Genomic DNA, 26,529 nt, shown 5'->3' on the forward strand with positions numbered 1-26,529 from the left:
CAGTCGGCTCGTGAGAATGGGGCGCAGATAGGATAACGTCGGGATATGCGAATCACGAGCATCGCGCCGCGCGCCGCGGCAAACCTCACGGTTCGCGGGGGCTGCGCCATGAGAGCACTGCGGAAGGGTCCGGCCGTTCTTGGGCTGGCCTGCCTTGTCTACCTTTGCGACTGTCGCGAGAACCGAGTCGAGAGGGCGCTTCCTGCCGAGCGAACCGAGAGCACCGATGCGCCCTCCGCCCTGGAAGCGGGCACTTGGGATGCAGCGCCCGGTGACGCCGGGCTTTCGGACCTTCCGACCGTGGAGAGCGTACGGACCTTCATTCTCGCGCTGGATCGTGCGCGTCGCTCGAAAGATCGCGCGGCTTTAGCGGGGCTCGTCCGGTTTCCCATTCGCATCGACCGACTCGAATACGGATTGGACATCCACGTTCGAGCGCGAACAATCCAAGATCCCGCGGCCGCCCTCGAGGTTCAAGACGAGTGGGCGATGCCCCCCGGCTTCGTCACCGTCGCCAGGAAGCAGGTGCCCATGCGCGGCTTGGTCGACTGCAACGCCGACGCAAAAGGCGAGCCTCGCGCGACCGACTTTTCCAAAGGTGGATCGGCCATCGATATCAAGGGTCAGTCGGCGTCGATTACCGTGGAGCCACGGCGATGCGGCGCGGGCATGGCAACGGATACATGGCAACTCGAGCGGACGCCAGGGCACGACTGGATCCTCGTACGGCATTCACTCACCCCTGCATGACCTTCACTCCTTTGGAGGCGGAAAGAAAGGGTTGGCCAGCGTCCAGTCCTCCAGGAGCCGAAATTTGGTGAGGCTCGCGAGCCCCGAGAGCTGTCGGACCCACGTGATGCCTGCGTACGTCACCGTCCCGTGCATCGCACTTCGCGGCTGCTCCGACACGGCGTACGGTTTGATTCGAGCGATTGGGGCGGGGTTCGGTACGTTCAACAGCGGCGCGGGCGTCAGCGCACCAAAACCCGAGTCGAGGATCAGGTAAAACGTCTTGGCCCCCACGCGGGCATAACCAATCGCCAAGACCTGATGCGCTGTGCTCGAGGGCGTCTCGATGAACGAGACGCCGACAATCGCCGGCTCGCCGGCCTCGAGGTGCTCCGTCAGAATGGGGATGTCGCTACCGATCTTCGGATTGGGGCACATCGTCTCGTCCGCGATACGAAACGGCTCGTCGATCGAGAGACCGTTGATTTCGACGAGCTCCTCGATCCATCTCGTCAATGTAGCCGATTTGTAGTTGAGCGCTCCTTTGCCATCCATGGCGTACACGTCGTTGACGAGTGATTCTTTGGATACGTCCGCCGTCGTTTCGCTGTCGACCTTGTTCCAGAGGTATCGATTGAACGTTCCGGGGGTCACGGGCTTGGCCGATGCGTCGATGGAAAATGTCTTCGAGCTCCGGTCGTAGCGAGGACCTTTCAAATCCGCGGCTGCAAGATACGACGTCAGGGCGCATAGACCGCAACCGCTGGCGCTGATCCAGCGAGGCTTCTTGCTCGCAGTACTCCGCAGGAGCGCATCCGGAGCGCCACAGTTCTTCTCGCCGAACGAGCCCTGTGAAACGACGGGAGCCAACCGCGGCCCCTCCTGAACGAGCAGACGAACGGTGCCGGCCGTCGGGACCCGCGTTTGCTTCGCCTCCGGGTTGTCGTCGCTCGTCGATGTAGCGTTGTCGGTGGGCATGGTGTTGGGGCGCCTCAATCCACCAGGCGCTCGATGGTGCTGGCGTCGACCATGGTGTTCGCCTCGTCCGAAGGCGAGGCCGTGGGGAGATCGTATTCGATGGGGTAGTCACCGTGCTCGGGCACATCGGCGACGACGAAGCCGTCATCGCCGGTGACGCCCTCCGCGATGATGGCGCCATCGATTCGTGACCGAATTCGCCACCGCACATCGGCGATGGGACGCTCGGTGACGGAGCACACGAACTGATGCGCGATAGCGTATCCGCGGGGCAATCGAATCCATGGCGGCAGGGATACCCGGCGTGCGGTCGGAATGGCCGACGCCCCTGCGCTTTCGCCGACCTCGACGCCCTCGAACGGCCCCTCCCCCGCGGCCCCTTGCTCGAGGCTAGCGAAGAATTGACCCGAATCGGCGACCTCGATCGTGCCGGCCCATTGGCACGTGCATTTCGAAGTATCCGTCAAGAGCGGAAGGCCATTCAACTCCGCAAAGGAGCTGCCGGGCGTCCAAGGGGCCGACGTCTTGGGGACGCATGGTTGAGGAGTAAGGACCCCCAGGGCAGCGCTGGTCGCCCGGGCGACGTCGGGGTTGGCGATGGACAGACACATCCCGAACGGCGCAATGTTCGTCATCGGCGCGCAATCTTGGATGGTCGCGATCGGCGCATCGTCTGCAAAGCCATGGTTGGCCGAGAGAACGGTCAAGCGCGAAGGACTGCTCCCTCGATTGCATCGCAGCCACGCACGATCGACGACGAGCTTCATGGCGCGCTAGCCTTCGGTGGAATACGGCACATGGTTCAACGAGCCCGCGAAAGTAGCACGACGAAGCCCCTGCCCCACGGAGCGATACCTTTGGGCGACGCCGGAGTTACCGACGAAAGGCCCTTCTCCGCGCGAAGGAGAAGCTCGCCGCCCTCATCGCTCGGGCAAACAGGGTGCGCGTCATAGCCCAGCATGGCCAGCCGATCGCGCGATCGGACTGCCAACTTGGTGTGAAGGCGCTTGCCGTCCGAGAGCGCGTAGAACGCCGTGAACGTCTCGATCCCCTGACCCATGGCTTCGTACTTGCCCGCTTCTTCGGGACCGCGCGGAAAGTCGTCCGCTTCCCGGCGATCCCTCCAACTGGGTATCCAGGACCAATACGAACCATCGGCTCGGACGGCATGGCCGAGCGGATTTTCCTTCCACGTCTCCGCGTAGAGCAAGACGGCATAACATTTTGCCGTCGACAACGGCGTCGGAAGCGCGATCGTGTCTCCCTCCGACGCGCGCCAACGGCGCGTATGTTCGAGCTTGAACGACGCCGCGTACTTTCCCACCCACGCCTCGACCTTTTTTTCGAGCCCGGGCGGGACCGCCGAGTAGTCACGGCGAGGCTCGTACGCACGGGACGGGTCCGAAGGATCCGTCTCGAACCGATCTTGGTCCAAATCCTCGCGCTCTCGTTCATCGAGATTCGGCCAAGGAGACCGGGCAGCTTCGCTGGAAGAGACCGCAGGACGTGCCGCCGGGCTCGGACCATGGCTCGGCTCATGGAGCACGCGATCGCCCGAAGCCGCGCCCGGCGCGCAACCGGCAGCACATACCGCCAATACGAAATAGATGCGACCCATCATTTGGGTTTCTCCGTCACGACGTGAACGTTCCTCAGCAGGGACCAGTGCCGCCTGACCTCCGGGGTCTCGGCCCGATCGACTTTGCGGAGCCCCACGTAGGGCCCTGCGCTGAGCGTTTCGCCCGGCACGATATCGGCTGCTTCCTTCGGAATATCGATGATTTCGTGCTCTTTGACCACCTCGGCCTCCGCCTCCCGCTGCAGCTCCGGCTCCTTTGCCGTTGGGCCGCGCGCGGCGGCGATACGGGTCTTCGCCTCCGCGACCACGTCGGCTTTGGCGCGCAGCGGAAAGTCGGGCAGACCGGTCTTGACGTCGTCGACCGCGGTCAGGTCCTTCTTGAACTGATCCCATAGGTCCACCCACGTTTTCCACGGCGACGACCGCCCACCACGACTCTGCATGTAGTACAGGAACGTCAAGCGGCCAATCTGAATATCTACTTCGGCGGAGGGCGGATAAAGCGAAAACTGAGAGACGGTCCGAACGGGCTTCGGGGGCGTAGGAGGCGGCGCAGGGGCACCCGGTTCGGGTTTCTTTTCGGGGACCGCGGCCTTCTTGCCCGAAACCTTCTTGGGTGGCGCCGGCGGCGGGGGCGGTTCTTCGATGAGCAGCTCGGCGTCCCCGACGCCGCTCGCCCGGAACGCCAAAGGTTTCGTCGTGGTCATGGGGGTACCATTCTCCGTGTACGTGACGGTAGCCGTTACCAGCCGGCGCGCGATGGCCCACGTGATCACGTAATCCGGAAGATAGCTCGACCCAAAATGCCGTACGTGAATCAAGTACGTAAACAACGATTGTGTCTTCAGGAGACCGTTCAACCTAAACTCGGACGATGGATACTTGGCGAGGAAGAACTGCCACTGAAGATCGACCAGCGCGCATCGAATCTCCGCCGACGCTTCTTCTTGATCGGGGAGAGCCGTGGCGGCGCCGGCGATGACGAACGCATCGAGGACGCGCGGCCGATAGCGGATCGCTTCGAGCGCGACGCTGTTGTTGTGGCGTTTTCCCTTTATGGCGGGGTGTTTCTTTTGGCCATCTTCGTCGTCGAGGACCCACCCGATGTAGGTATCGCCCCGTTTTTCCACGTGCGCCACGCGCGTCGCCAGTCGACTCCCCGCCACGGCAAAGTACACACCTGCCTTGCGCAGATACGTGAGGGCGCAACGAAGCGCGATGCGTTCTTTGTCCGGCAACGCCGCAGGGGGATTCACCATCGCCCTCATCATCTCGTTTCCGAGGCCCGTGGTGACGTTGAAGCCGGTCCCGAACGTGAAGGTGAGATCGTAGGTATTGATGGCGTTTGGTGCGCCCTCGCGGGTCACGAAGGGGCGAAACGCGTGAAAGAGGCGCTTCGCATAGTCGTCCGTTTGAGCGTTCTGCAGCTCGTCCATCAGCTCGGTGGGGGGCTTGTCTCCTTCGTACATCCACCGATCGACGCGGTTGTCCTCTTCGTACGCGCGAATGGTGCGGTCCAATTCGGCGAGGCGTGATTCATCGGCTTCGATGGCCGACGGGAGCTGCGTCATCTGCGTCTGTTCCGCGGCCGTCGGGGAGCGCTTCTTCTTGAGAGAAGCCAGCGTCTTCTTGTTGGCGCCGATGGTTTTGGCGAGCGTGGCGCGATCGTCGTGCGCTCTCGCGATCTCCGATGGCAGGTTTGCGCGTTCGGACGCCGGCACGTAAACCTTCGATGGCCCGAGATTCGCGCGAAATTCCCAGATCGCGCGCGCATGTTCGGGCTTCAACGGCCAATCGAACATCGACACGTGAAGACCCCGAATGCCGAGCTGTCGCTGAAACTCGGCGTCCGTGCGCGTCATCGTGGGTGTACGTTGCCAAGGCATGCGATCGGCGTCGGACTGCCGCGCGCTGTCGGTGTCTTGGTTCTTCTTGTCCCACCACTCCTTCCAGTAGATGGACGGCGGCGCATGGATGGCCGTCGGCAGGGCGGGATTGGGGTCGACGACGCCAGTCATGGGTGCTTCGGGATCCGTCACGACGATGGTTCTCCCTCATCAATGTCCGTGAAGTTCTTGAAGGTAAGCGAGCGCCTTTGCCTCCTGCTCTTGCAGGTTCGGGTCCGACGAGCTCATTCTCGTGCGCATGAAGTCCGCCAGCGCCTCCTGTTTGAGTCCAGCGAGCGCCTCCGGATCGTCCTCGGGAATTTGGCCACGGAAGTGACCGAGGTTGCGGAGGCGGAGGAGCACGCCCAAGTCCGAATGGGGCGGAGGCACGGGTTGCCACCATTCGAGATCGTACTCGCGTGGAGCACCGGTCGGATAGTCTTTCGGCCAGATGCGAACATAAACGCGCGCACCGGCCACGGGACGAAGCGGCTGCTGAAGCGTGCCGTCGCCACCGGTCGTGCCCTCGAAGCGCGCGCCATCGTAGTAAAGGTGGAATCGTGCGTTTGCGATCGGCTCCCCGAATTCGTCGAAGAACCGCGCCGTGAATGGGACCGTGCCGGGAGGCTGCGAAGGCCCCGCGTGCGCGCCATTGCCGGCGCCGCCGGACGTGAGCTTGAGTTTGGGTCCATCGAGGGACGCGTTCGCGTCGAGCTCCAAGAGACCACCGGCCCCCATCGCGCGAACTTTCTTGGCGCGGACCTCGTATGTGTCTTTGGCGGTGACCGTAGCCTTGTTCGCGGTAATCTTGACGGATTCTCCGGTGACGCCGAGCGCCTTGGCGATGGCAACGAGCGCATCTTCGCGAAGCTCGATGCGGGTCGACCCCACCTCGGCCACGATGGCTTCGCCCGCGCGCAGGGTGATCCGCCGGCTTGCAACCACGGAGTACGAGCCGTTCGCGATCATGTCCGTCGAGGCCTCGTCGTTCGGGTCCCCCACGGTTTGCCGATACGCCCCCTTCACGGACAAGGAGCTATCTCCTTCGATGATCGCCGCGTGCGACCCCGCAAACTGTTGCCATTCGCCGGCGGTGTGCTCCTCGCGCCTCCCGAGGACGATGTTCGTGGCGCGTCCCGTCGTCGTGGTCACGCGATTGCCGCCGACGGTTTCGGAGAGCGTACCTCCGGTGCTCGTGGACCGGTCACCTTCTGCCGTTTCGGTCACCGATCCTGCGACCGCAACCGACCAGTCTTTGGTCACGGCGAGCGAGTCGCTGCCCAGGATCTCGGCAACTCGGTCATTGTCGACACGGGATCGATGATCGTGAAGGACCTCCTCCTCGAGATCTTTCGCGGCGCGCACCTTGACGACCTCCTGCCCTTGGTGGTCATCGATCGTCACCTCGCTCCAGTTTCCGTTCGTTGGGCGCGTTTGTGTCACGATGCCCACCCGCTGGTGCTTGATCGCATCCTGTACCGGAAGTGAATTTCTCTGGCTGTAGAGGCACCCCAGCACCACCGGTCGCTCTCCTTGGCCCCCGAGGAACCCGATGAGCACGTCCATTCCTTCGCGCGGAATGAACTGGCACCCGAAACCGTCGCCCGCCCAGGGTTGCATGACCGGGACCTGAATGACCGTATGCGAATCGGGCTCGGCGTCGTTCCGCAAGGCGATTCCGTCCCGCACGCGCGGTTCGTCGTAAATATCCCATTTGAACCGAACGTGCACATAGGCGCATTCATCGGTTCGAAGGATCGGGCTCACATTTTGACCGCCGGCATCGACCACGGTTGCAATTTCGAGCCCGAGCTTGGGGCGCTTGTCCGGGCGGGGGGGGCGCGGTGCCACGGTGGATGGAATGCACTCGAACGTATTCCGATACAACGGTGCCTGGTCGCTCGTAAAATCGGGATGCACGCCATCGGAGACGAGCTCCGTCACCGTGTATTCGATATCGAGCGCCGCCACGGGGTGCCCGCCGAGCCGAAAACGGTATGCCGCGCCGAGGCGCCGGCAATCGCTCTCCCCTCGCCCGACGAGGTAATCCCGCCGCCTTCGTTCGAGCTCGCGCTCCGCGCGTTTGCTCGGATTGGCATAGGCGCGCAGGTTCGTGTCCAATTGGTAGTAGTCCTCGCAAAGCTGTTTTGCCTTGAGGGTCGGCGAGTCGATCTCCAAGCCCAGGCTCGCGCTTGCCTTCAGCGACGGACCGTCGGGGCCCATCGACAATCCCACCTTCGCGCGCGCCGATGGGACCACCGGCTTCATTTCGGCCGCGGCCTCCCAGCTCCGCGATCCGCCGACGTCCCACTCGATGAGCCGCACGGACTTCGGGCGAATCTCTTTGCGCAATCCGAACTTGTAAACCCGCTCTTGGTCGACATTGCCGCTTTTTCCGTCGTCCACCGTGAGCGTGTCGCACGGCTCCTCGTCCACGAGCTTGGCCGCCTCGTCCCCACCAAACTGCGACGCGACCTTGCGCAGCCCGGCGCCAATCGCCTGATTGACCACGGCCATCGCCGCCACCGCCGGTGTGTGGCCCGGCTCGTCCCCGAAATTCAAGATGGTCCGCATCTTCGCCGCGGCCCCCGCCTCATCGACCGCGTCCGCGACCGGACCGCCCACGAGGTCCGCGACCGACCCCAGCGCATTGGCGATACCACCGGCCCCCGGGAGGAGCTGGTCGGCCAGGCCGCTCGCGTGCTCGAAATAGAAGTAGATGCCCTGCTCCGCCAGAATCCGGCGGAAGAAATCGTAGTCGGATTCGTCGCGCTGCAAAACGAAAGGGAGCGGTCGATAGTCGCTCGGCCGGACGCGCCAGCGGCAGTCTTTCGGCCCGATGTTCGACGCCGCGAGGATCTCCTCCACGATTTGCCGCGGCGTTCGGTCCTGAAACGCGCGATTGCGCATTTGGTTCCGAAGAAGCCATAGCTTCGGTACGATCGTGAGATTGTACGCAAGGAGCTTCGGGCCGTGTTGCGCTCGAAGGTGGCCCAATGGCTCGAAGGCCGAGGCAATCCCCTGAATGATGCGCGGTTCATGGCCGGGGGCCTTGATGGTGAGGCTCGCGGGCTCCCCGTCGATGGCGGGGTAGAGAAGCTCTTCCGGTACGTCGGTGGCGAAGGTGACGTCGTATTGGAAGATGTCGTTGATGCGCTCGCAACCATGAAATGACACGACGCGGAGCTCGTGGCTTACGAAGGGGCCGGCCGCGAGCTCGAAGGGTGCCTTCTTGTCGCCTGCGCCACCGGTGGGCAGCTTGGGGAACCCCGGGATCAACGCGTCGAGTCCTGCGGGAAGTTGGTTCATGGGCGACTCGCGTTTCCTCTCATGTCCTCGAACCCTCGGCTCTCGGGCGCGGGGTGGGTCGTCGAAGCACCGGGGGGCGATGCTCGTTCGTGGCGTGGGCACGGCCATCTCATCTCGCAATTCTCCATCGACCGGCGCGCGCGCCGTGTTGCGCGAGAACGCCTCGCCACTGGGCGCGGCATCCTGCGCGGCGTGTGTGCAGCTCGGGGGCGCTATCCGAAGGGACTCCGACGCCTACCTGCGCGAAGAGCGCCGGGTGGTAGCTCCGCACCGGTGCTTGCGATCACGTCGTCGCGGCGAGCGCCCTCCAGGCGTCTCGAACGAGGTGGAAGGCACGAAAACGACGTGTCAGGCACGAAGGAGCGTCGACGAGAGCATCGCGGTCCGGGGTGTTGCGCCCACGTACGGCGCGGGGCACGGCCGCCCGAATGCACCGGACGGTAGCCACGTGCGCACGGTCTTCGCTGGCCTTGCGCGCTTTTGTGTCGTGGACACAAGGGGGCTCGTAGAACCCCACGAAAATTTGGAGCCGCCTTCGAGACTTGAACTCGAGACCTACGGTTTACGAAACCGTTGCTCTACCACTGAGCTAAGGCGGCGCGTTGCGGAACTTCGTCTATCTTTTCCGTTGGTTCCTGGCAAGCATTCTTTTTCCCTGGTGTCACTTGGCACCACGCGGCACCAAACTCGGCACCAAGTACACGTCCGGGGTGGTGCCGTTCTCGCCGTACCACTTCAGCGGGACCCTTCTACCGCCTCCTTCAAACGGCTCATGAGCCCTCCGTGTAGTGCTTCTCCGTCACGTCCTCCACGCCACGCCCGGCGAGCATTTTCCGGTACTTGTCATCCACGCCGGCGCTTTTCAGGTACGAAAGAAAGCTGGCTCGGGCCACCTTGAAACGGGATCGGCTTCCCCTGCACGCCCGTCGTAGGGAGCTCAAGCGTGGTGAGGTCCTCGTTTTCAGCTCGCCGACCTCCACCTCTTCCTCCCGGGGACCATCCGCCGGGCTCGCTCTACGGTGGTCGTCGGGATCTCCCCGTCCAACCGAAGGTCACCCACCATGTGCCCGGAGAAATGTTTCTTGCACGGGATGAGCTCACCTTGTCGCGAACAACCAGGTACCAGCGCCGAAGGCGCGGAAGATCCGTAACCCAACGCGGGGAGCGTCATATCGGCGATCCTCGTGTCTTGTGGAAGCTTCTCCTCATCGCAGAGGATGCGCGAGTTGAAGATCGATTTGTCCCCTTGCAGGGTCGCGGGAGCGATGGGCTTGTCGAGTTTCATTGCGGCTTCGAATTTCGGGTAAGCCTCGCGAAGCGACATCCTTTGTCTCGTCGTCGGCGTGGGGCGAGCTTCCCCGCTGCGGGAGCCTGGAGCCATGTAACAGCCACTCTTTCGCTTGGCGCTCGGCGTTCCGGCCGATTTCCTTTTGGAAGGTTCTTGGGCGTCCACTCTCCGTCCGCCGCCTTGTACTTCAGGATCCAGTGCTTTCTATCCTTGCGCAGAACACGGACCAGTGCGGTCCGGGCGCGCCCTCGACACTTGTCTCCGATTGCGTGTTCGTCATGGTCCCTTTCGCTGGGACCCATCGCGGCCATGAAGGCCAGTTGGGCCGCGACGGAAGGGCAAAAGACACAATTGGCCATCCTGTACGTTAGCGTATTCTTCGTGCTCGCCGGCGTCGGCCTGTTCGCGTGCCTGGTGTGGAGCGTCGTTCCATTCGTTGCACCGGCGCTCTGGGCGCTCATCACCGCCATCGTCTATACGCGCCTGATCGGCCAAAGCGGCGCGCAACAAGTATATCCCGATTATCCGCCGCCCCCCCTTTGCCGTCGCAACCGTGCTTACCGCAAGAACCACCTGCGCCGCCAAAACCACCCCCCAAATGGCCCGTGGAATCCCGATTGGCTCGACCTCACCGCCGTTGCCGTCCAGACCTGGTTGACGACGGATCGGCGCAGCAACCATAGCCGCACGCTAATTAGCTGGAATCCGCTGCAGACATCCTTCAGAAAGGCGACTGCATCGCTGCTGGGTTCCCCCATGGTTCGTTGGAACCGAGCCACCAGGGGCCATTCATCCCGCATCCCTTGCTCTTTGCAAATGGCTAACTGAAGCTCCGCCACACGAGCAACCCGATTGCACATCGTTTGCGAAATGACGAAACTGCGGCCCAATGTGCTCGATTCGAACCGCTCGGGAAGAAGCTAACACCGAGACCAGTTGACGCGATCCACGAGCATGATCTCTGCTAGATATGATCACCCCGTTGAAACTGCGCGAGGCTCGCCCAACAGCGGTACGGTGTCTTCGAGCCGGCGTTCTCTCCGTGCCTCGGCGTCGAGACTAGCGTCCTTGCAGGTGCGCTCGACAGCATCGTCTTCGTGTAGTGCTCCATCGCGGGACCGGCGCGGATATCGCCCGCATCGAGGGCAGCCTCCCACTTGCGTCGCGCATGCATATGGCAGCCTACATGAATCGTCGCCGCTCTCGAGCGGCTGCAGAATGGCACCGCAGCGAAACCAGGTCTCGACATGGCGATTGAAAAAAAAAATCGTGAGCCCTCGGCGAATGCGGCGCAGCCATGGAGGGCATGCAGTGCGACGGGTGCCCACACGGGCCGCGGGAGAAAGTCTCGCGACGAGCCCCTCGGCTTACGAAGGGCGACAAGGGCGCGCTCGGCGCCAATCACCTCGCGCCGCGCTTCTCACGATGCAAACGCCGCCTTCACCGCGACGACTTGACGTTCGCGTCGGTGTCGCCCGCGCGCGGGCGGGGCCATTGGTCAATCACCGTGCCCTTCTCATCGAGAAACTGGAGAGAGGCCCCACCCTCGGCGCCCACTTTCAGGATGATCCGGGCGCGCCCTTGCTCGTCTTTGAGCTCGAGCGTGGACGACTTATCCGGCCTTCGACCGATGTAAACGCGTTCGATGTGCGTCCGGGAGTGCGTGGCGAAAAACGCGTCGCGTACCTGTTGTCTCTTCTCGTCCGGTGCCTCCGCCAGCACCTTCACCAGTTCTTCGATAGGCCAGTTTGGCTGGTCCTTGATTTGGAGTCCACTGTAGCGGCCATCGCTCTCTTGTCCACCGGTGAGCACCAGCGCCTCGTCTTGATCGTAGTGATCGAAGGTAAGATGTCCGTCTCGAATCATCGAACCATCAACGAGCTTGCGACCGCCAAAAACCAGACCACCACTCTCCGTCCCCTCCGCATCGAAGAAGACCAACCCCGCAAGGCCGATGCGCTTGATCTCCGCTGCGCGGCCTTTGTGACGGTACTCCTTCCCGCGAACGATCAGCGCGGGAAGCTGCGCGCTGTTCGAAATGCTCAAACGCAACGTGCCATCCGGCTCGACGACATTGATGCGCTCCACCGTTATTTCTTCGAACTTGGTTTTCCGCGATCCCCCAAGCGCGAGCATTGCCAAGGCCAAGGTGGCGATTCCCGCATAGGTACCGAGAAACCGCGGATCGGATAGCAGCTTCATGATCGCACCTACCTCCCTCGGGCTCCGCTAAACACGTCGCCCGCTTCGCGAAGCCGCGGCGCTCCCTCTTCGAGTTGGCACGCGCTCACCCAATGTGCGGCGGCCGCGAAAAATTCCAAGCATGTTAATGGGCTTGAGCTTGGATTTACGGCGGCCTTCTCGCACGCGGCGAACATCTGCCGATCGAAGCCATGGCGCGTATCGACAGGCTCGGTGCATACGAAGATACGGACCGCCGAGGAATCAAGGGACCTCCTCGAGCGCCGCCAGCAGTCGTCGGAGCGCATCGACATCGAACGATGGCGCACGTGGATACGGCGACCACCGAGCTCGATCTCGAAGCGGTCGTCTACGGGCCGCCGTGCGTGCACCTCGATCATGGTAGGCACCCGCGCCAGCGCAGCTGGTATCGGCGTGCGACTCTCGCTTCGGGCGCGATGCCCAATCGTTGCCGAGCGGCTGATGGGGGCGACGCAGGTGCCGCCCGCCGGCGTCGCGCGAACGACCTTCGCGGAGCTGCAGGAGGCCCTCGACACCGCCATCGCCTATTTGAATGCGCTCGATGCCCGGAGCGTCGAAGCGGGCGTCGAACGCACGATCGAGATCCCTGCCCGAGGCAGGACCATCGCGTTCGATGGGGCACGGTTCATTTCGCAGTTTGCCCTTCCGAATTTCTTTTTTCACTTCGCGACGGCCTACGCCATCCTTCGTCAAAAAGGCGTCCCGCTCACCAAGAACGAGTTCATGGGTCCCCTAGGCCAATAGACGTCGCGCGGCGGAGGACTCGAGCCGAAGGTCACGCCCGCAGGGATCAGGGCCGCTCTTCGTCGTGGATGCGTTGGGATCCGACGAGCTTCGAATGAGCCGCACCTTCATGGTGTAAAACCAATGCTCCTCGGGCTTGTGCGGGGACACTTGCATCGCGCCAATGAGCAGCTGCCCATCGTGCAGGTCGGCTCGACCATAATACAAACTATCGTTGTTCCAGTCTTGTCCGGGATAACCCCAATAACCCTCAGGGCACCCTCTTCTCATCTCCCGCGCGGCTGCAGGTCGTCGGTCGAGCGGCTCTCCCGTCGGTCGCGCCGTGGGCGTCGGCACCGATCGCGGTGATGGCGCCAATGGTCAATACGATAAGGAGCGCCAGCGATGACTTAGAGAACTCGACAGGAATAACCTAGTCGGAGGCTCACGTCCCGCCGTCCCTCGTCATTGCAGGGCATGCAGGGTGAGGTGCGGAAGCATCCGCGGCACACGCTCGCGTAGGAAGCGATGCGAATTAGACATCCGCCCATGTTCCAGCCAATGGCAGCCACCACTCCGTATTGCTCCAAATTTGATTATGCCAATGACGCAATTAATGCATTTCAGCGGTTCGCAGCCAGCTCTTCATGAGCGCCCAACGGTACGGGATCGATACGATCTCATGCGACTCGTTCGCCAAGAAATGGATTGCCGGAGCCCGATCGTACGAATGCGAGCACGAATCGTCACGAGCGACATCGAGTCCGGCGAGGAGGCGGGAGCGCGCCGTAGGATTGTGACAGAGATTTGATTGCGATCCGAGCCTTCCCGCTGTGATCTCAAATCGCATCTTGCCACAAAAACATTCGCCGCTTAGGGTTTCAAAATCTGCTGGATACCGGCGCTCGTACTGGTAATACGGTTACCGCGAAAGGGAGGCACGTGGTATTTCGCCGGCTCGCTCGAAGGTCGATGGTTTCGTCTTCGTAGGATCCATCCAAGGCCAGGTGAAGCCGCTGGGGGTGGAGCGCCCGCGATCGACGGGGTGGCAGACGGGATTCTCGTGCTTCTTCTCATATCAACCTTCAACCAATGGATAGGAGCATCTCATGAGCCATGAATCGAATGATACGAAGACCCCCGCCCAAGAGACCGCGGCCCCCCGCAAGCTGACTCTGAAGGACCTGAAGCTCGAGATCCGCACCCAGGAGCAGGTTTGGGGCGGATTTGGGAGCGCGATGGGTGGAGTTGGCAACCAATGGGCCTTTGGGCCGCGCGCCGACTCCGGCGCCGGCGATGCAGCAGCCTGGAACGAGGGTGACATCACCCTCGCAGAGCAAGAATAACGAATGAACCACGGCGGCCGTTGACGCACGGATCCGAGGCCTACAGCCTCGTCCGGCGGCATGGGCCGCCGGCCTTAATGTTCTCCGCTTCGAGTTTCAACAACGCACTAGCGAGCTCGTACGATGACCTTCTCCTCGCCCGTTCCTTTGCCCGAGCCGGGATCGTCCCGTGGACAGCTGCTCGGCACTCCTCGAACGCCACCTGCATCCAGCCGCGAAGATCCCGATCCGGTCCTGCCGAAGGATTGGTGGAGACGGTTCGCCGAGATGCTGCAGGACGGTGACCGCCCGCTGCACTTCGACCGGCCCTTCGGCGCCCCGCTGGTGCACCCGAGGCACGTCGATGATCTCGTTCGAACGATGCAGAAACGAGCCGACAAAAAGCACGTTCGCATCTATTGCGGTGGACGGCGCCGCGACGATCTCGCGCACGAGCTCGTCCGAGCGCGCCTGCCCGACGGTGTACCCGTCTTCGATTGGATCCGAGAGCTCTGCAAGAGCGAGCGCATGGCGTTCGTCATCAACGACGTTCAAGATTGGAGCGAGGTCTTTGCGCGCGCGGCGGCGCCCTTCCTCACGGGCCACTTCGAGAGCCGCGGTGTGCCGCCCGCCGGCGCGGAGATGGTGCTCTTTGCCGGCAACTACGAGGCGACTCCCTTTGGGGCACACCGCGGCTACGAGCACGCTTTTCTCGCGCACCTCGGGCCCGCGAACAAAGAATTCTATATTTGGTCGGCGGAGCTTTATCAGCAGCTCACGGGTGGTACGGCCGACTTGCCGAATTACGAACATCTCCTGCCCTACGCCACCGCCTACACGCTCAAGCCCGGTGATTTGCTGTATTTGCCGGCGCAGTGGTATCATATCGGTACGCAAACGGAGTATTCCGCGAGCGTCGCCATCCCCATGTATCAGCCCGACCGGGCCAAGTACCTCGCCGAGTTGGTCAGCGAGGTGGCCCGCACGGCGAAACATCGCATCTTGCCGCGGGTCTCGTTCCAGGAGACGGGGAGCGCGGAGTGCGCCGCGGCGCTTCGACGCGAAGCCGAGGAGCTCTTGGCAGGCGATGGGCTCGACCAAATCCTCCTCGAGCGCTGGCGTTTGCATTTGAGCAACGGCGGGCTCGTGCGGCGCACCCCGACTTGGGTGGAGCCCATCGCGCTCGACCTCGAGAGCACCATCGCGCGCGTGCGCCCCTTCCCGATCCTGTCGGTCCCTTCGGGCAAAGAGCGGGTCCGCATCTACGCGCGCCATCGTTCCTTCGAAATCGCCGATCATCCGGCCCTGGGGCGCCTCGTTACCGCGCTGAACGAGGATCGCGTCCTCTCCGTGCGCGAGGTCGTCACCTGGTTTTCGAGCGCATGGGAGGAGAGCGCCGTCCTCGGCGTGCTGGGGCACCTGTCGGGGATGCAGGCGATCGAGGGCGTCTCGCGCGCGGAGGGATGAGCATGGACTGGACGCGTATTCCGCGAATGGGGATCGGCCAGCGGTGGGACGGCGAGCCGCTCGACCGCTTCAACGAATTTTTCGGCGAGGCGCTCGAGTACATCGAGCCGAATCTGCCGCTCGAATTGGGCGGGCTTCCCCCCGCCATGCCGAAGATAACCCACGACGCGGAGCTCCCGCTGGCAACGACCGGAGAGCTCAACTCCGAGCTCGTCGCGGCGCTGGTCGCGCAGGTTCGGGCGGCCTCGCCCCCCTGGACCGGCGAGCACTTTGCGCTCGCGTCCACCCGCGTGACCGGCAATCTCGGCTACAACGCGGCCCCCATCCTCGACGACACGGCGGTGGAGGCCGGGGTCTGGCACGTGACCCGTCTCCAGCGCGCCTATGGCTGCCCTATCGCGCTCGAGGCGGGCCCGCGCTACCTCGATGTGCGAGGCTGGGACGACCACGGCGCGATCTTGCGCATATCCAAAGCAACGGACTGCGGCATCCTCGTCGATCTCTCCCATCACATGGTCTCGATGCTGAACCTCGGTCGCGCCCCCGAGGATGGTTTGTCGCCCGAGGTCCTGGAGCGCACCGTCGAGCTTCATCTGACGGGTCTCGGCCGGCATCGCGACGGCCGCCACTTTCATGACTTTCATGGAGGCCCCGTCGCGCCCGAGGTCTGGCGGCTTTTGGATTGGATACTCCCTCGCGCGAAGAACCTCAAAGCCGTGACCCTCGAGCACGACGCCTCGGTGGACGATCCGACCTACGCCGCCGATCTCCGGCGGATGGTGCGCGCGCTCGAGCCTTGGAGGTCGTCGTGCGGGCACTAGAACGCGCCTACTTGCGCATGCTCCTCGATCCGACATTTGCCGATCGGCTGTCGGCGCCGGAGGGCGCAGAGGCCTCGGACTTATCGACGGACGAAGTGCAGCTCTTGCTCGGCATGCCATCGGAGTCGCTCGCCGTCGAACGCGCCGGGCGCCAGCGCCACCTCTGGGATCGGGCTCGAACGGAGCTCCCGCGCACGTTCCGGCGCGCCGAGAAGAACCTGCCCCAAAACATGCTCGAGCAAATTCGCCGGCGCCTGTTCGAGGACCTCTTATGGGAGTGGCAGCGAACCCTCGCGCTACCGCTGTATGGCCAAGCTTTCGAGACGGCCACCCACGTGAGGGACGCGATCCTCGAGCAATCTCACGCACACCCCGACGACCAAGAATTGTCGCTGCTCGGAGGCCTCGCGCGCATCGAGCACGCGGTGTACGCGTCGAGCCGGCGCGGACCGAAGCGAGAGCCTCGGGAGGAAATCGTGTTTACGACCCAATCCGAATACGACCTGTTCGCCGCCGTCGAACGGCACGATGCGCCGGCTGCGATGTTTCGTGTCGATCCCGCGTGGTGGTATCTGACCAGCGAAGGCCGCATCGGCTGCTCGCGCGAGCCCGTCGGGGCGTTCGAAAGCGAGGCGCCGTGAGCCGCCTGCAGGGTGATCGCGAGGGCGACGGTGCACGAGCCTTGGTGCTCGCCCCGGGCTGGGTGGTGGGGCTCGAGAGTCACCGACTGAACAACCACATCGCCGCGAACCTCCACTACCTCGTGCTCGGCCGCCAAGCGAGCGAGATCGGCAGGGTTCACGCCGAGATGTCCTCGCGGAAGCGGGCAGGAAAAACGGACTGGTTCGAGCATTCGGGCGCGAGCAGGTTCTTCGTCGCGAAAGGCCCCGAGCTCACCCTCAAAGACGAGCTCTATTTTGGCGGATCGCCGAGGCTCCTCGAACCCGACTTGCGCGTGTGTTTCCGCGATCGCCCCGCGGGGCGCTCCCTCGACATCCCGGCGAATGAAGCGATGCTCGCGTGGTTTGGGCGGCTCCTGCCCCTCTTGCGAAGGAGCGTATCCATCGAGGAGGTCCGCGCCGTGTGCGACGAGGACCAGTGGTCCTTCGTCGAGCAGCTCGAGGCCGAGGGATTGCTCGAGGTCGTCCCGCTCGAGCGGCCCCGCCCGCGGACAGGCTATCGCGTTCGCCTCCTCGGCCATGCGGGGCTCTCGCTGGAGACCCCGAAAGCTCGCGTCCTGTTCGATCCGATGTTCATCGTCCGTACGCGCGAGGACGTGAATCTGCTCCACGAGCTCGACCGTCCCATCGACGCCGTCGTCCTATCCCATCCCCATTGGGATCATTTCAATTTCGATACGCTCGTCCATATCCCGCGCGAGACACGAATGATCGTGCCTCGGCTGGTAAACCCCTCGTCGCTCGAGAACGTGGACATGGCGCCGCTCTTGCGTGAGCTCGGGTTCTCGCGCGTGGAGACGCTGGCTTGGTGGGAGAGCACGGAGGTGGCCGACGTCCGCATCACGGCCACGCCATTTCATGGAGAGCAATCCGGCCCCGATGCGCCGCAGGATTGGATGACGTATCACGTGCGCGCCGGCGATCGCTCCTTCTTCGGGGCCGTGGATAGCTGCCACACGACGCACCACTCGATGGACACGGTGATGCGCGACGTGCGCTCCAGGCTCGGCCCCGTCGATATCCTATTTTCGCCGTATTCCGGGTTCCATTACCCCATCGCCTTGTTCACCCGCCGGCCGTTCTATCTGGGGCCTGGGATGGAGCAGTACTCGGGCGGGCCGGACGACGCCGCGCGCTGGACCTCCATTTTGGGCGCCAAGGTGCTCGTGCCCTATGCGGGGTTCGTCTGGAACAAAGGGGATTACCAGCGGCCGAGCGACGCGAACCACCGCGGAACGCTCGAGCAGCTCCGCGCGATCGTGAAGGCCCACCCTTTGGGGCCGCTGGTGGTGCTCGAGCCCGAAAAGGACGCCTTCGAGTGGTCGGGGCCCGGTGGGGAGCTGCTCGTCCCGTCGTCCTCACAAGCGAAAGAAGCTCGAAGATGAAAGAACCACGTGCCGATCGAGCCTTGGTCATCGACCCCGCGTGGCTCGTCTTCATGGGCAGCTACCGCCTGCACAACGGGATCAGCACGACATGGCACTACCTCTCCGCGGGCCCGGAGGTGGAGAAGATCGGCGCCGTGTTCAAAGAGATGTCGCGCCGGCGTCGCGCGGGCAGGACGGATTGGTTCTTCGATGAGGCTCGAAGGTTGTTCGAATGGCGCGGCGAGGAGCTTCGGTTGAAAGACGAGCACTATTGGCGGGCCGCGACATCGCTGTTCGACGAGGACGATCTCGCGCTCGTGTTCGCCGCGCGCGAGGGAACGACGAAGGTGGGGCTCGCGATCGGCCCCGAGCAGCTTCGCGCGCTCGGCGAGCTTCTCCCGCGCCTTCGCCCCACACGTTCGGCCGCCGAGCTCGAAGGCCGTGAGGGGCTCCTCGAGACCGTGGAGCTCCTGCGCTCGCGCGAGATCGTGACGGAGATTCCACGGGCGCCGCGCGCACCGCGCGCAACGGACTACGGCCTTCGGCTCACGGGCCACGGAGGGGTTCTCGTCGAGACCCCGAGGACCCGCGCGCTGATCGATCCGCTACTGACCCTGCGCTACCGCCCCGAGGTCGACCGCCTCCACGAGCTCGACGCGCCGCTCGACGCCATCGTGATCACACAATCACGATGGAGCCACTTCGCCCTGGACACCTTGCTCCACGTCGATCGGGCGACCCCCATTTACCTGGCGCGGAAGGAGCACCCACCTTCTCTCGACAACCTCGATATGTATTCCCTTTTGCGTGAGCTCGGGTTCGAGACATTGCGGTCTTTGACGACGTGGGAAACGGAGTCGATCGGCGACATTCGATTGACCGCCATGCCGTTTCAAGGCGCGGGGTTGGGCACGGATTCACCCGTCGACTGGATGACCCTTCACGTCGCAGCGGGCGGGCGCCGCGCCTTCCTCGCCACCAGCGCGTGCGCCGATCAGCGTGGCTCCTTCGACGGGGTCGTTCGGGAAATGGTCGAAAGGCTGGGTACCGTCGACTTCGTGTTTGCGTCCTACGAGGATTATCACTATCCGGTGTCTTGGTTCACCCGCAGGCCCTTTTATCTCGGGCCCGGCCGGGAGCAGGCGACCACCAGCCCCGACGATGCGGTTCGTTGGACGTCGCTCGCCGGTGCGCATTATCTGATCCCTTATGCCAGCTTCGTGTGGAGCGAACGGGATCTCGGGCGCTCCCCGACGCGCGAGGTCCTCTACGCGGGCGTCGTTCAACGCGGCAGCTTCGCGCGATTGGCGAGCCAGATGGCCGAATGGCCCCTTGGACCGATGATCCGCCTGCTCCCGGGCGGTGAGCTGCGCTGGCGCGATCGCTCCGAGCTCCGCGTCCGTCATGCACCTCCATCGTCGTTCACCCACGTGCGAGCGTACTCGTGAGCGTGTTCTGGGGAACCAAGCGGGCGCTGTTCGGTCCACTCGGCGTGTGGAGGTATCGCGATGTTCTGTTGTCGGTGCTCGACGACGCGTCCTGGACGGCGTTCGCGCGACGGCTCTCGCTCGGCCTCCTGGCCGAGACCATCGCCGCGCGCGAGGGCATCGAGCCCGACCGCGAGAGCGTGCGTGCGGCCGCAGAAGCCCACCGACGGCAGGAGCGACTTCTCACGGTGGAAGAGCTCGAGGAGTGGCTCGGCTCGCAGGATCTGCCCGTCGAGGAGTGGCACCGCTACATCGTCCGCGGTGTGCTCCGTTCGCAGCTCGGCCCCGCGCTCGTCGGCTGCGAACAGGATCTCTCGAGCACCGGGCGATTTGGTGATGCTTTCTTCGCCGAAGCGCTCTGCTCGCGCTTTCTCCCGCGCGCGCGCGACGCGTTCACCGAAAAGCTCGTGCTCGCCGCCGAAGGTGGCCCCTTGCGGGTAGCGCCCGCGCCGGACGCACCCGATATCCTCCAGCGCTATCCGTGGCTGCGCGAGGTGCCCGAGGAGAGATTGAGTCATGTGCGGGCCGTCCTCGTCCTCGCGCAAACGCGGCTGGCGCTCGCCACCACGGACCTTCGCGTGCGCGGGACCATCGAGCAGCGCCGGCTCGATTGGACGCGCCTGTCCTGCGACGTGTTCCTCACGTCCGAACAGGCGATCGCGCGAGAGATCGCGGCGTGCCTGCGTCAGGAGGGCGAACCCTTCGTCCGGCGCGCCGCGCACCTGCCGGGGCTCGTGCACCAAGCGCGTGCTTTCCTCCTCGAGGAGACTCCCGCGCCCCTGCGGGCCGCCATGGTGAGCGCCTGCCCCGCCGCGATCGTGGGTCCTTGGCCCGAGGGCGAACGGTACGCGGTCTACTGGGTTCGCGAGCGCCATGCGCCGCGCGACGACGATCCCGAGATCTGGGCCCGCGGCGTCGCCTGCGTCCAGAGGAGCATTCTCAAGGCCGCGGGCGCGCGCGCGCGCGCCGAGGATCGGGCGCTCCGTGGCTGACGGTCATGCCCCCGATCCGCCCGCGACCTCGTGGCTGGCCGTGCTCGGGCCCGCGGCCAGCGAGCTACCGTTCGCGTCGAAGGCGATGCACTTCGGGCAATCCGTCGAGGTCGGCGGAGGGCTCGCCATCGTCACCGAGGGAACGGCCCGCTTGCTGGTCGCGCGCGACGGCGAGGAACGCCATGTCGTATCGTTGAAGCCGGGCGACACCGCCTGCCTCGGGCTGTATGAACGGCTGCCGTCCACGACGATCACCCTCCGAGCCAGCAGCGCACGAGCCGTGTTGGCGATCCTGGATGGGCCGTCCGCGGAGCGGGCGTCGAGCAGCGAGCGCGTCGCCTCCATGCTCCGCCGGCTTCGTGATGACCACGAGGCGCTGATCGTCTTGCGCGCCGTGCCCGGGCTCGAGAGCGTGCCCGACGATGCCCTGCAAACCTTGGCCGGCGCGTGCGCGCGCATCCAGGTCGATGCACACGACACGCGCGCGGTGGAGCAGGCACGGGCGGCCGGTGCCTTTTGCGTCTTCGTGTCGGGCGAGGCCGCCCTCGAGCCGCCGGGCGGCGGCATGCTCTCGCTCGGCGCGGGCGACGTCGTTCCTCTGTGCTTCGCGGGCAGCCCACTTGCGCTGCGCGTCGCGCATCCGTCCTCGTTTCTCGTGCTGGCCGCGCCCGCGCTCGCCGCGATCGCGAGGGCCCACCCCTGCCTCGACGCCATCTCCCGCGGCGACGAAGGCGCGGAACGCGCGGGCGAGCCGAGGGAGCGCGCCGTCGATCCGAAATACCCCGTGACGCGCCAGAAGGAGCCCGAGGATCCCGAGGACCCCGACGAGCTCGGAGAGCTCGTGATTCCGGCCACCCGGCGCCGCCGGCTCCGCCGCATGCCCTTGGTCCGCCAGATCGACGTGACCGACTGTGGGCCGGCGTCGTTGGCCATGATCGCCCGGTTCTTCGGGCGGAAGATCTCGCCGCACTTGCTCCGCCGCCTGCTCCACACCACCGCCGATGGCGTCAACCTGCGCGCGATCTGCCACGCGGCTCGCCAGCTCGGGCTCGCCGCGCGCGCCGCGAAGGTCTCCGCGCGCCACCTCGACGACCTGCCCATGCCCGCCATCGTGCGGCTCGACGGCAACCACTGGGCGGTCCTCTACGACGTCCAGAGGGAGGCCGTGCGCGTCGCCGATCCCGCCACCGGCCGGCAGCGCATGCCGCGCGACGCCTTCCTCGCGCGGTGGGACGGGTTCGTCGCGCTCTGCGACTACACGGAGGACTTTCGCCACGCTCCACTCGGAAAGAGTAACGTCGGCTGGTTGTGGCCATTTCTCCGCCCATGGCTCCGCATCCTGGGCGAAGCCACCTTGCTCGCGGGGGTCGTGGCCGGGCTCGAGGTCGTCATTCCGATCTTCGCGCAAGTCGTGTTCGACCACGTCTTCGTCGATCGCGACGTCGCGCTCCTTCGGGCTCTGACCGCGACCATGGCGGGCGTCTTGTTTTTCCTCGCCATGTCCATGGTGTTGCAACGCTACCTCGTGAGCTTCGTGGCCGTCCGCGTCGACGGCGGCACGCTCGACTTTCTGACCCGCCGGCTCTTGGACCTGCCCGTCTCGTACTTCGCGACGCGCCGGATCGGGGACCTGCGCCGGCGGCTCGAGGGCACGCGGCTGGTGCGCGACTTCGTCGTGAGCAGCAGCGTGCGGGTCCTGACCGCGGTGCCGCAGCTGCTCGCGGCGCTGACCTTGCTGGCGCTCTACAGCCGCGCGCTGCTCCTGCTCTTCGTGCTGATGGCCCCCATCTACGTCGCGCTCACGATGGTCTCGGCGCGCTGGCTCGGGCCGCTACTCGCGCGCCTCGAGAAAGGTTTGTCCGAGTACGATTCGCACCAGATCGACGCGATCCGCGGCATCGAGACGGTGAAGGCCATGGGCGCGGAGCCCGCGCTGCGGCAACGCATGCTGACCGCATTTCACGAGCTCAGCGCCGTTCAGTTCCAGGCGGACTTCTCGCGCATGGCCTACGACGCCGCCGTTCGGGCCGCGAGCTTCTTGCTGAGCGGGACCTTCCTCGTCGCCGGGGCTTGGCTGGCGCTCGAGGGGACGATCACGGTGGGCGGGCTCGTGGCCGTGAACGCGATCGTCGCCCTGGCCAACATGCCGATCGCGACCCTCCTGCGGACGTGGGACGATGCGCAGCTCGCGCGGGTCCTCCTCGACCGCGTGCAGGACGTCCTCCAGGAAGAGCCCGAGCAGGGCAGCGATCGAAGCCATCTCGTCGGGGTCAAGGAGCTCCGCGGCGAGATCCAGCTGGCCGGTATGGGATTTTCACATCCCGGCGTCGATCCACGCCCCGTGCTCGAAGGGCTCGATCTGCACGTCCGACCGGGTACGACCGTGGCCATCGTCGGACGCAGCGGGTGCGGAAAGACCACCCTGGTCAAGTGCCTGGCGGGCCTCTACCTGCCGACCCGCGGGCGGCTCTTGATCGATGGGGTCGATATCGCGCGGCTCGCCCTCTCCGATCTGCGGCAGCACATCGGCTTCGTTCTGCAGGAGACGCACCTGTTCGACGGCACCATCGCGGCGAACATTGCCCTGAACGAGGAGGACTACGACGTCGCCCGGATCGTCCGCGCCGCGGAGACGGCGTGTGCGTCGGAGTTCATCGACGATCTCCCCTTGCGGTACGAGACGCGCATCGGTGAGCGCGGGATCGGGCTCTCCACGGGACAACGGCAGCGGATCGCGATCGCCCGTGCGCTCTACCACGATCCGAAGATCCTGATCCTCGACGAGGCCACGAGCGCGCTGGACGTTCAAGCGGAGCGCGCGCTTCAAGAGAACCTCGGCACGTGGGCCAACGACCGGACGTGCTTCATCGTGGCGCACCGACTCAGCACCGTGCGCCGGGCGGATCTGACGATCGTGCTCGAAAAGGGCCGGATCGTGGAGTCGGGGACCCACGAGGAGCTGCTCGCTCGCGGCGGCCTTTACCACCACCTCTGTGGTCAGCAGTGGGTGGTGTGATGCCGCTCCAGGAGCCGTCGCGCCCATGGCAAACCGCACCGCCCTTCCTCCGCGGCTCTCCGCCATGGTACGCGCGAACCACGGGTTGGGTCATCCTGTCGACCGCCGCGGCCGCGCTGCTGTTCTCGGTCACCGTTCGAATGCCCGTGGCCATCGAGGGGCGCTTCACCATGGACGACGCGCGCGCCGGCGCGATCGACCTTCCGCAGAGCGCGTTTTCCGGCGCGCCGCCCGGGCAAATCGTGGAGCTCCACTACGACGCGCTGCCGTTCGCGCGTTGGGGGGCCGGCCGCGGCCGCGTGATCGATTCCAGGTTCGAGCGCGGCCGGCTTCGGGTCCATTTCGAGGCCGCCTCCGGGGCGCTCGGCGGTGGCGCCACGGGCACCGCGCGCATCGTCCTCCGAAAACGGACCCTGCTCGACCGCGCGCTCGAGCCCCTCCGCGAGCTCGGCGCTCGGTGGAGCGACACGGCTACCCCACCCCTTCACCCTTCACGCGAGGAGTCCTCATGACGCGTTCCGTACTCGGTGTCTATTTCGGTCACGATCCGGCCGCATGCCTCCTGCAAGACGGACGCATCACGGTCTTCATCGAGGACGAGCGGCTCACGCGATACAAGTACGGGCGCCCCAAGTCGATCGGCAAGCAGTGGCCTGGTTTCGCGGGGCGGCAGGGCTACTTTCCGTGGGCCGCCGTCACGTATTGCTTGCGCACGGGCGGCCTTTCGCTCGACGAGCTCGACGCGATCGTCGTGCCCGCGGAGTGGTCGGGCGAGGGCGTGCTCGATTATCTCCCCGTCCGCGATCGATCGCGCATCCTCTTGGCAACGGAGCCCGTCGGGGCGGTCCATCACTTTCGACACGCGCTCTCCACGTACTTCGCGAGCCCTTACGAGCGCGCCGCGGTGCTGGTCGCGGACGACGACGGCTCGGTCCTCGGCGGAGCTTACGAAGCCGAGTCGGGCTACCTCTTCGAAGGCCGTCGGGGCGTTTATGACCTGCTCTTCAAGAACCGCTATCCGCGCGCGCAAACGGTTCGTCACGGGCTCGGCTGGATGTACCACGCCGTCTCGGACCTCCTGGGTTTCGCCGACCCTCGGCTCGACGTGAGCGAAGCCGGAAAGACGATGGGGCTCGCCCCCTACGGTGGCCCGTGCGAATCCCTGAAAGAGCCATGGATCGCCGTCGAGGGGACGAAGCTCGACTTCTCGGGGTTCGAGCAGTGGCTCCGAAGATCCGGCCACCTCGAGCGCGCGCAGGGTGGAAGAGACGTCATGCCCCTCTTCGACGAGGACGGACGGCCGAATCGGGCCGCCTGCGATATCGCGTTCAAGGCGCAACGAGAGCTCGAGGACGCCCTCGTCGCCTTGGCACGCGTGCTCCGTAAAAAGACCAACGCGCGCTCGCTGTGCCTCGCCGGCGGCGTCGCGCTCAACTCGGTCGCCAACCAGCGCATCCTCGATCGAGCGCACTTCGAGGAGCTGTTCGTCCAGCCGGCGTCGGGCGACAGCGGGCAAGCGATCGGGTTGGCGTTCTGGGGCCACCTCGCCCTGGAGACCTGCGGGTTCGCGGCGCCCCCGGGCAGCCGCGCCCCACGCGAGCCCGAGCCCCCCGCGATCCCCATTCACCCCATCCCGCACGCGTATGGGGGGCGCGAGTGGCCCGAGGACGGTATCGAAGCGCTGCTGGAGGCTTCGGGGCTCCGGTACCGCCGTCACGCTTCGCCGGAGCATGCCGCGGATGCTGCCGCGGCCGCGCTGCTCGAGGGCCACATCGTCGGCTGGTTTCAAGGCCGGAGCGAGTACGGACCGCGATCGCTCGGGCACCGCAGCATCCTCGCCGATCCGCGAGGTGAGACCACGAAGGACGTGGTCAACGCCCGGGTCAAGTTCAGGGAGGCATTCCGCCCCTTCGCGCCGAGCGTACTGGCCCGTCATGCGGGGGAGGTCTTCGACATGACGGGCGAGAGCCCGTACATGCTGCGCGTGGTGCCCGTTCGAGAAGGGTGGCGCGCGCGCGTGCCGGCCATCACCCACGTCGACCACTCGGCGCGCGTGCAAACCGTTACGGCCGAATCCAGCCCCTCGTTCCATCGCCTGATCCACACGTTCTTCGAACGAACCGGCGTGCCTTTGGTGCTCAACACCTCGTTCAACCTGCGCGGCATGCCAATCGTCGAGAGCCCTTGGGACGCGCTGAATTGCTTCGTCTCGTCCGACATGGACGGGTTGTTCCTCGGTCGATTCCAGGTCGAGCCGCCCGCCCCTTCCGACCTCGTCTTCCGCCGCGCGGTAGGATGGCATCTCACGGCCGAGCGCCCCCTGGAGGGCGGGGCCGACGTTCGCGTGTGGGCGCGCTCGCGGGGTGGTTCGAGCTGGCACCGGGACGTTCGCCCGGCGCTCGCGGAGATCCTGGCCAATGTCGACGGGCAGCGCTCCGTCGCCGCGCTCCTCGGGAGCGTCCCTCCCGAGGTCACGGCGCACGTCGTGGCCGAGCTTCGCCTCTTTTTGCGGCAGCGCGCGCTCTCCTTGCATCTCGGCGCCCTCGAGCTCCCGGTCGCATTTCCAGGGGAGACGCTGTCGTCCGAGCAGGCCCGCATCCTCTGCGACCGCGCCGGCATGATCTCCGCTCGGCTCGCGGATCTCTGAAATCGGATCGCA

General features: G+C 65.2%; 19 protein-coding genes and 1 tRNA gene. 13 read left to right on the top strand and 7 right to left on the bottom strand.

From position 1 onward, the window contains the following. Positions 1-300 precede the first annotated feature (300 nt). Positions 301-750 carry a hypothetical protein gene (locus tag LZC94_25265; protein WXB11173.1) on the top strand — a complete coding sequence of 150 codons (450 nt, stop codon included), beginning with the start codon at positions 301-303 and terminating at the stop codon, positions 748-750. A gap of 3 nt (positions 751-753) precedes the next feature. On the opposite strand, the gene LZC94_25270 is transcribed toward LZC94_25265, so the two are convergent. The 6 genes from LZC94_25270 to LZC94_25295 form a co-directional block, all read right to left on the bottom strand. Beyond that, on the bottom strand, positions 754-1,707 hold the full coding sequence (locus LZC94_25270) for a hypothetical protein (protein ID WXB11174.1): 954 nt from the start codon (positions 1,705-1,707) through the stop codon (positions 754-756). Between the two features lie 14 nt (positions 1,708-1,721). Continuing rightward, positions 1,722-2,474, bottom strand: a complete 753-nt coding sequence (locus LZC94_25275; GenBank protein WXB11175.1) for a DUF4280 domain-containing protein — start codon at positions 2,472-2,474, stop codon at positions 1,722-1,724. Between the two features lie 35 nt (positions 2,475-2,509). Next, positions 2,510-3,328: a hypothetical protein gene (locus tag LZC94_25280; GenBank protein WXB11176.1), complete on the bottom strand. Its 819-nt coding sequence runs from the start codon at positions 3,326-3,328 to the stop codon at positions 2,510-2,512. Beyond that, positions 3,325-5,304 (bottom strand): hypothetical protein, encoded by a 1,980-nt coding sequence (locus tag LZC94_25285; GenBank protein ID WXB11177.1) that lies wholly within the window; start codon positions 5,302-5,304, stop codon positions 3,325-3,327. Before LZC94_25285 ends, LZC94_25280 begins: the two co-directional genes overlap by 4 nt. Positions 5,305-5,343: 39 nt before the next feature. Next, positions 5,344-8,481 carry a phage baseplate assembly protein V gene (locus LZC94_25290; protein ID WXB11178.1) on the bottom strand — a complete coding sequence of 1,046 codons (3,138 nt, stop codon included), beginning with the start codon at positions 8,479-8,481 and terminating at the stop codon, positions 5,344-5,346. 524 nt (positions 8,482-9,005) lie between these two features. Continuing rightward, positions 9,006-9,080 (bottom strand) — tRNA-Thr (locus LZC94_25295). Between the two features lie 998 nt (positions 9,081-10,078). On the opposite strand from LZC94_25295, the gene LZC94_25300 reads away from it, so the two are divergent. Next, complete coding sequence (locus LZC94_25300; GenBank protein WXB11179.1) at positions 10,079-10,597, top strand: hypothetical protein; 519 nt, start codon at positions 10,079-10,081, stop codon at positions 10,595-10,597. A 612-nt stretch (positions 10,598-11,209) separates the two neighbouring features. Here the strand turns inward: LZC94_25300 and LZC94_25305 are convergent. Continuing rightward, positions 11,210-11,971 (bottom strand): hypothetical protein, encoded by a 762-nt coding sequence (locus LZC94_25305; GenBank protein WXB11180.1) that lies wholly within the window; start codon positions 11,969-11,971, stop codon positions 11,210-11,212. A 462-nt stretch (positions 11,972-12,433) separates the two neighbouring features. On the opposite strand from LZC94_25305, the gene LZC94_25310 reads away from it, so the two are divergent. The 11 genes from LZC94_25310 to LZC94_25360 all read left to right on the top strand — a co-directional run bounded on the left by LZC94_25310 (position 12,434) and on the right by LZC94_25360 (position 26,517). Further along, positions 12,434-12,736 (top strand): DUF1993 domain-containing protein, encoded by a 303-nt coding sequence (locus LZC94_25310; protein WXB11181.1) that lies wholly within the window; start codon positions 12,434-12,436, stop codon positions 12,734-12,736. A 1,088-nt stretch (positions 12,737-13,824) separates the two neighbouring features. Next, a complete protein-coding gene (locus tag LZC94_25315) occupies positions 13,825-14,061 on the top strand; it encodes a hypothetical protein (GenBank protein WXB11182.1) in 237 nt (78 codons plus the stop codon). Between the two features lie 123 nt (positions 14,062-14,184). Then, a complete protein-coding gene (locus LZC94_25320; protein WXB11183.1) occupies positions 14,185-15,507 on the top strand; it encodes a hypothetical protein in 1,323 nt (440 codons plus the stop codon). Positions 15,508-15,509: 2 nt separating this feature from the next. Next, complete coding sequence (locus LZC94_25325) at positions 15,510-16,328, top strand: DUF692 family protein (protein WXB11184.1); 819 nt, start codon at positions 15,510-15,512, stop codon at positions 16,326-16,328. Further along, positions 16,316-16,969 carry a hypothetical protein gene (locus tag LZC94_25330; protein WXB11185.1) on the top strand — a complete coding sequence of 218 codons (654 nt, stop codon included), beginning with the start codon at positions 16,316-16,318 and terminating at the stop codon, positions 16,967-16,969. Before LZC94_25325 ends, LZC94_25330 begins: the two co-directional genes overlap by 13 nt. Beyond that, positions 16,966-18,393 (top strand): MBL fold metallo-hydrolase, encoded by a 1,428-nt coding sequence (locus tag LZC94_25335; GenBank protein WXB11186.1) that lies wholly within the window; start codon positions 16,966-16,968, stop codon positions 18,391-18,393. The genes LZC94_25330 and LZC94_25335 overlap by 4 nt, the downstream gene beginning before the upstream one ends. Then, positions 18,390-19,823, top strand: a complete 1,434-nt coding sequence (locus LZC94_25340; GenBank protein ID WXB11187.1) for an MBL fold metallo-hydrolase — start codon at positions 18,390-18,392, stop codon at positions 19,821-19,823. The genes LZC94_25335 and LZC94_25340 overlap by 4 nt, the downstream gene beginning before the upstream one ends. Further along, positions 19,820-20,854 (top strand): hypothetical protein, encoded by a 1,035-nt coding sequence (locus tag LZC94_25345; protein ID WXB11188.1) that lies wholly within the window; start codon positions 19,820-19,822, stop codon positions 20,852-20,854. The genes LZC94_25340 and LZC94_25345 overlap by 4 nt, the downstream gene beginning before the upstream one ends. Further along, on the top strand, positions 20,847-23,870 hold the full coding sequence (locus tag LZC94_25350; protein ID WXB11189.1) for a peptidase domain-containing ABC transporter: 3,024 nt from the start codon (positions 20,847-20,849) through the stop codon (positions 23,868-23,870). Before LZC94_25345 ends, LZC94_25350 begins: the two co-directional genes overlap by 8 nt. Further along, positions 23,870-24,382 carry a hypothetical protein gene (locus tag LZC94_25355; GenBank protein WXB11190.1) on the top strand — a complete coding sequence of 171 codons (513 nt, stop codon included), beginning with the start codon at positions 23,870-23,872 and terminating at the stop codon, positions 24,380-24,382. Before LZC94_25350 ends, LZC94_25355 begins: the two co-directional genes overlap by 1 nt. Then, positions 24,379-26,517, top strand: a complete 2,139-nt coding sequence (locus tag LZC94_25360) for a hypothetical protein (protein ID WXB11191.1) — start codon at positions 24,379-24,381, stop codon at positions 26,515-26,517. Before LZC94_25355 ends, LZC94_25360 begins: the two co-directional genes overlap by 4 nt. Positions 26,518-26,529 lie beyond the last annotated feature (12 nt).

Source organism: Sorangiineae bacterium MSr11954 (assembly GCA_037157815.1).
Lineage (GTDB): Bacteria > Myxococcota_A > Polyangia > Polyangiales > Polyangiaceae > Pendulispora > Pendulispora albinea.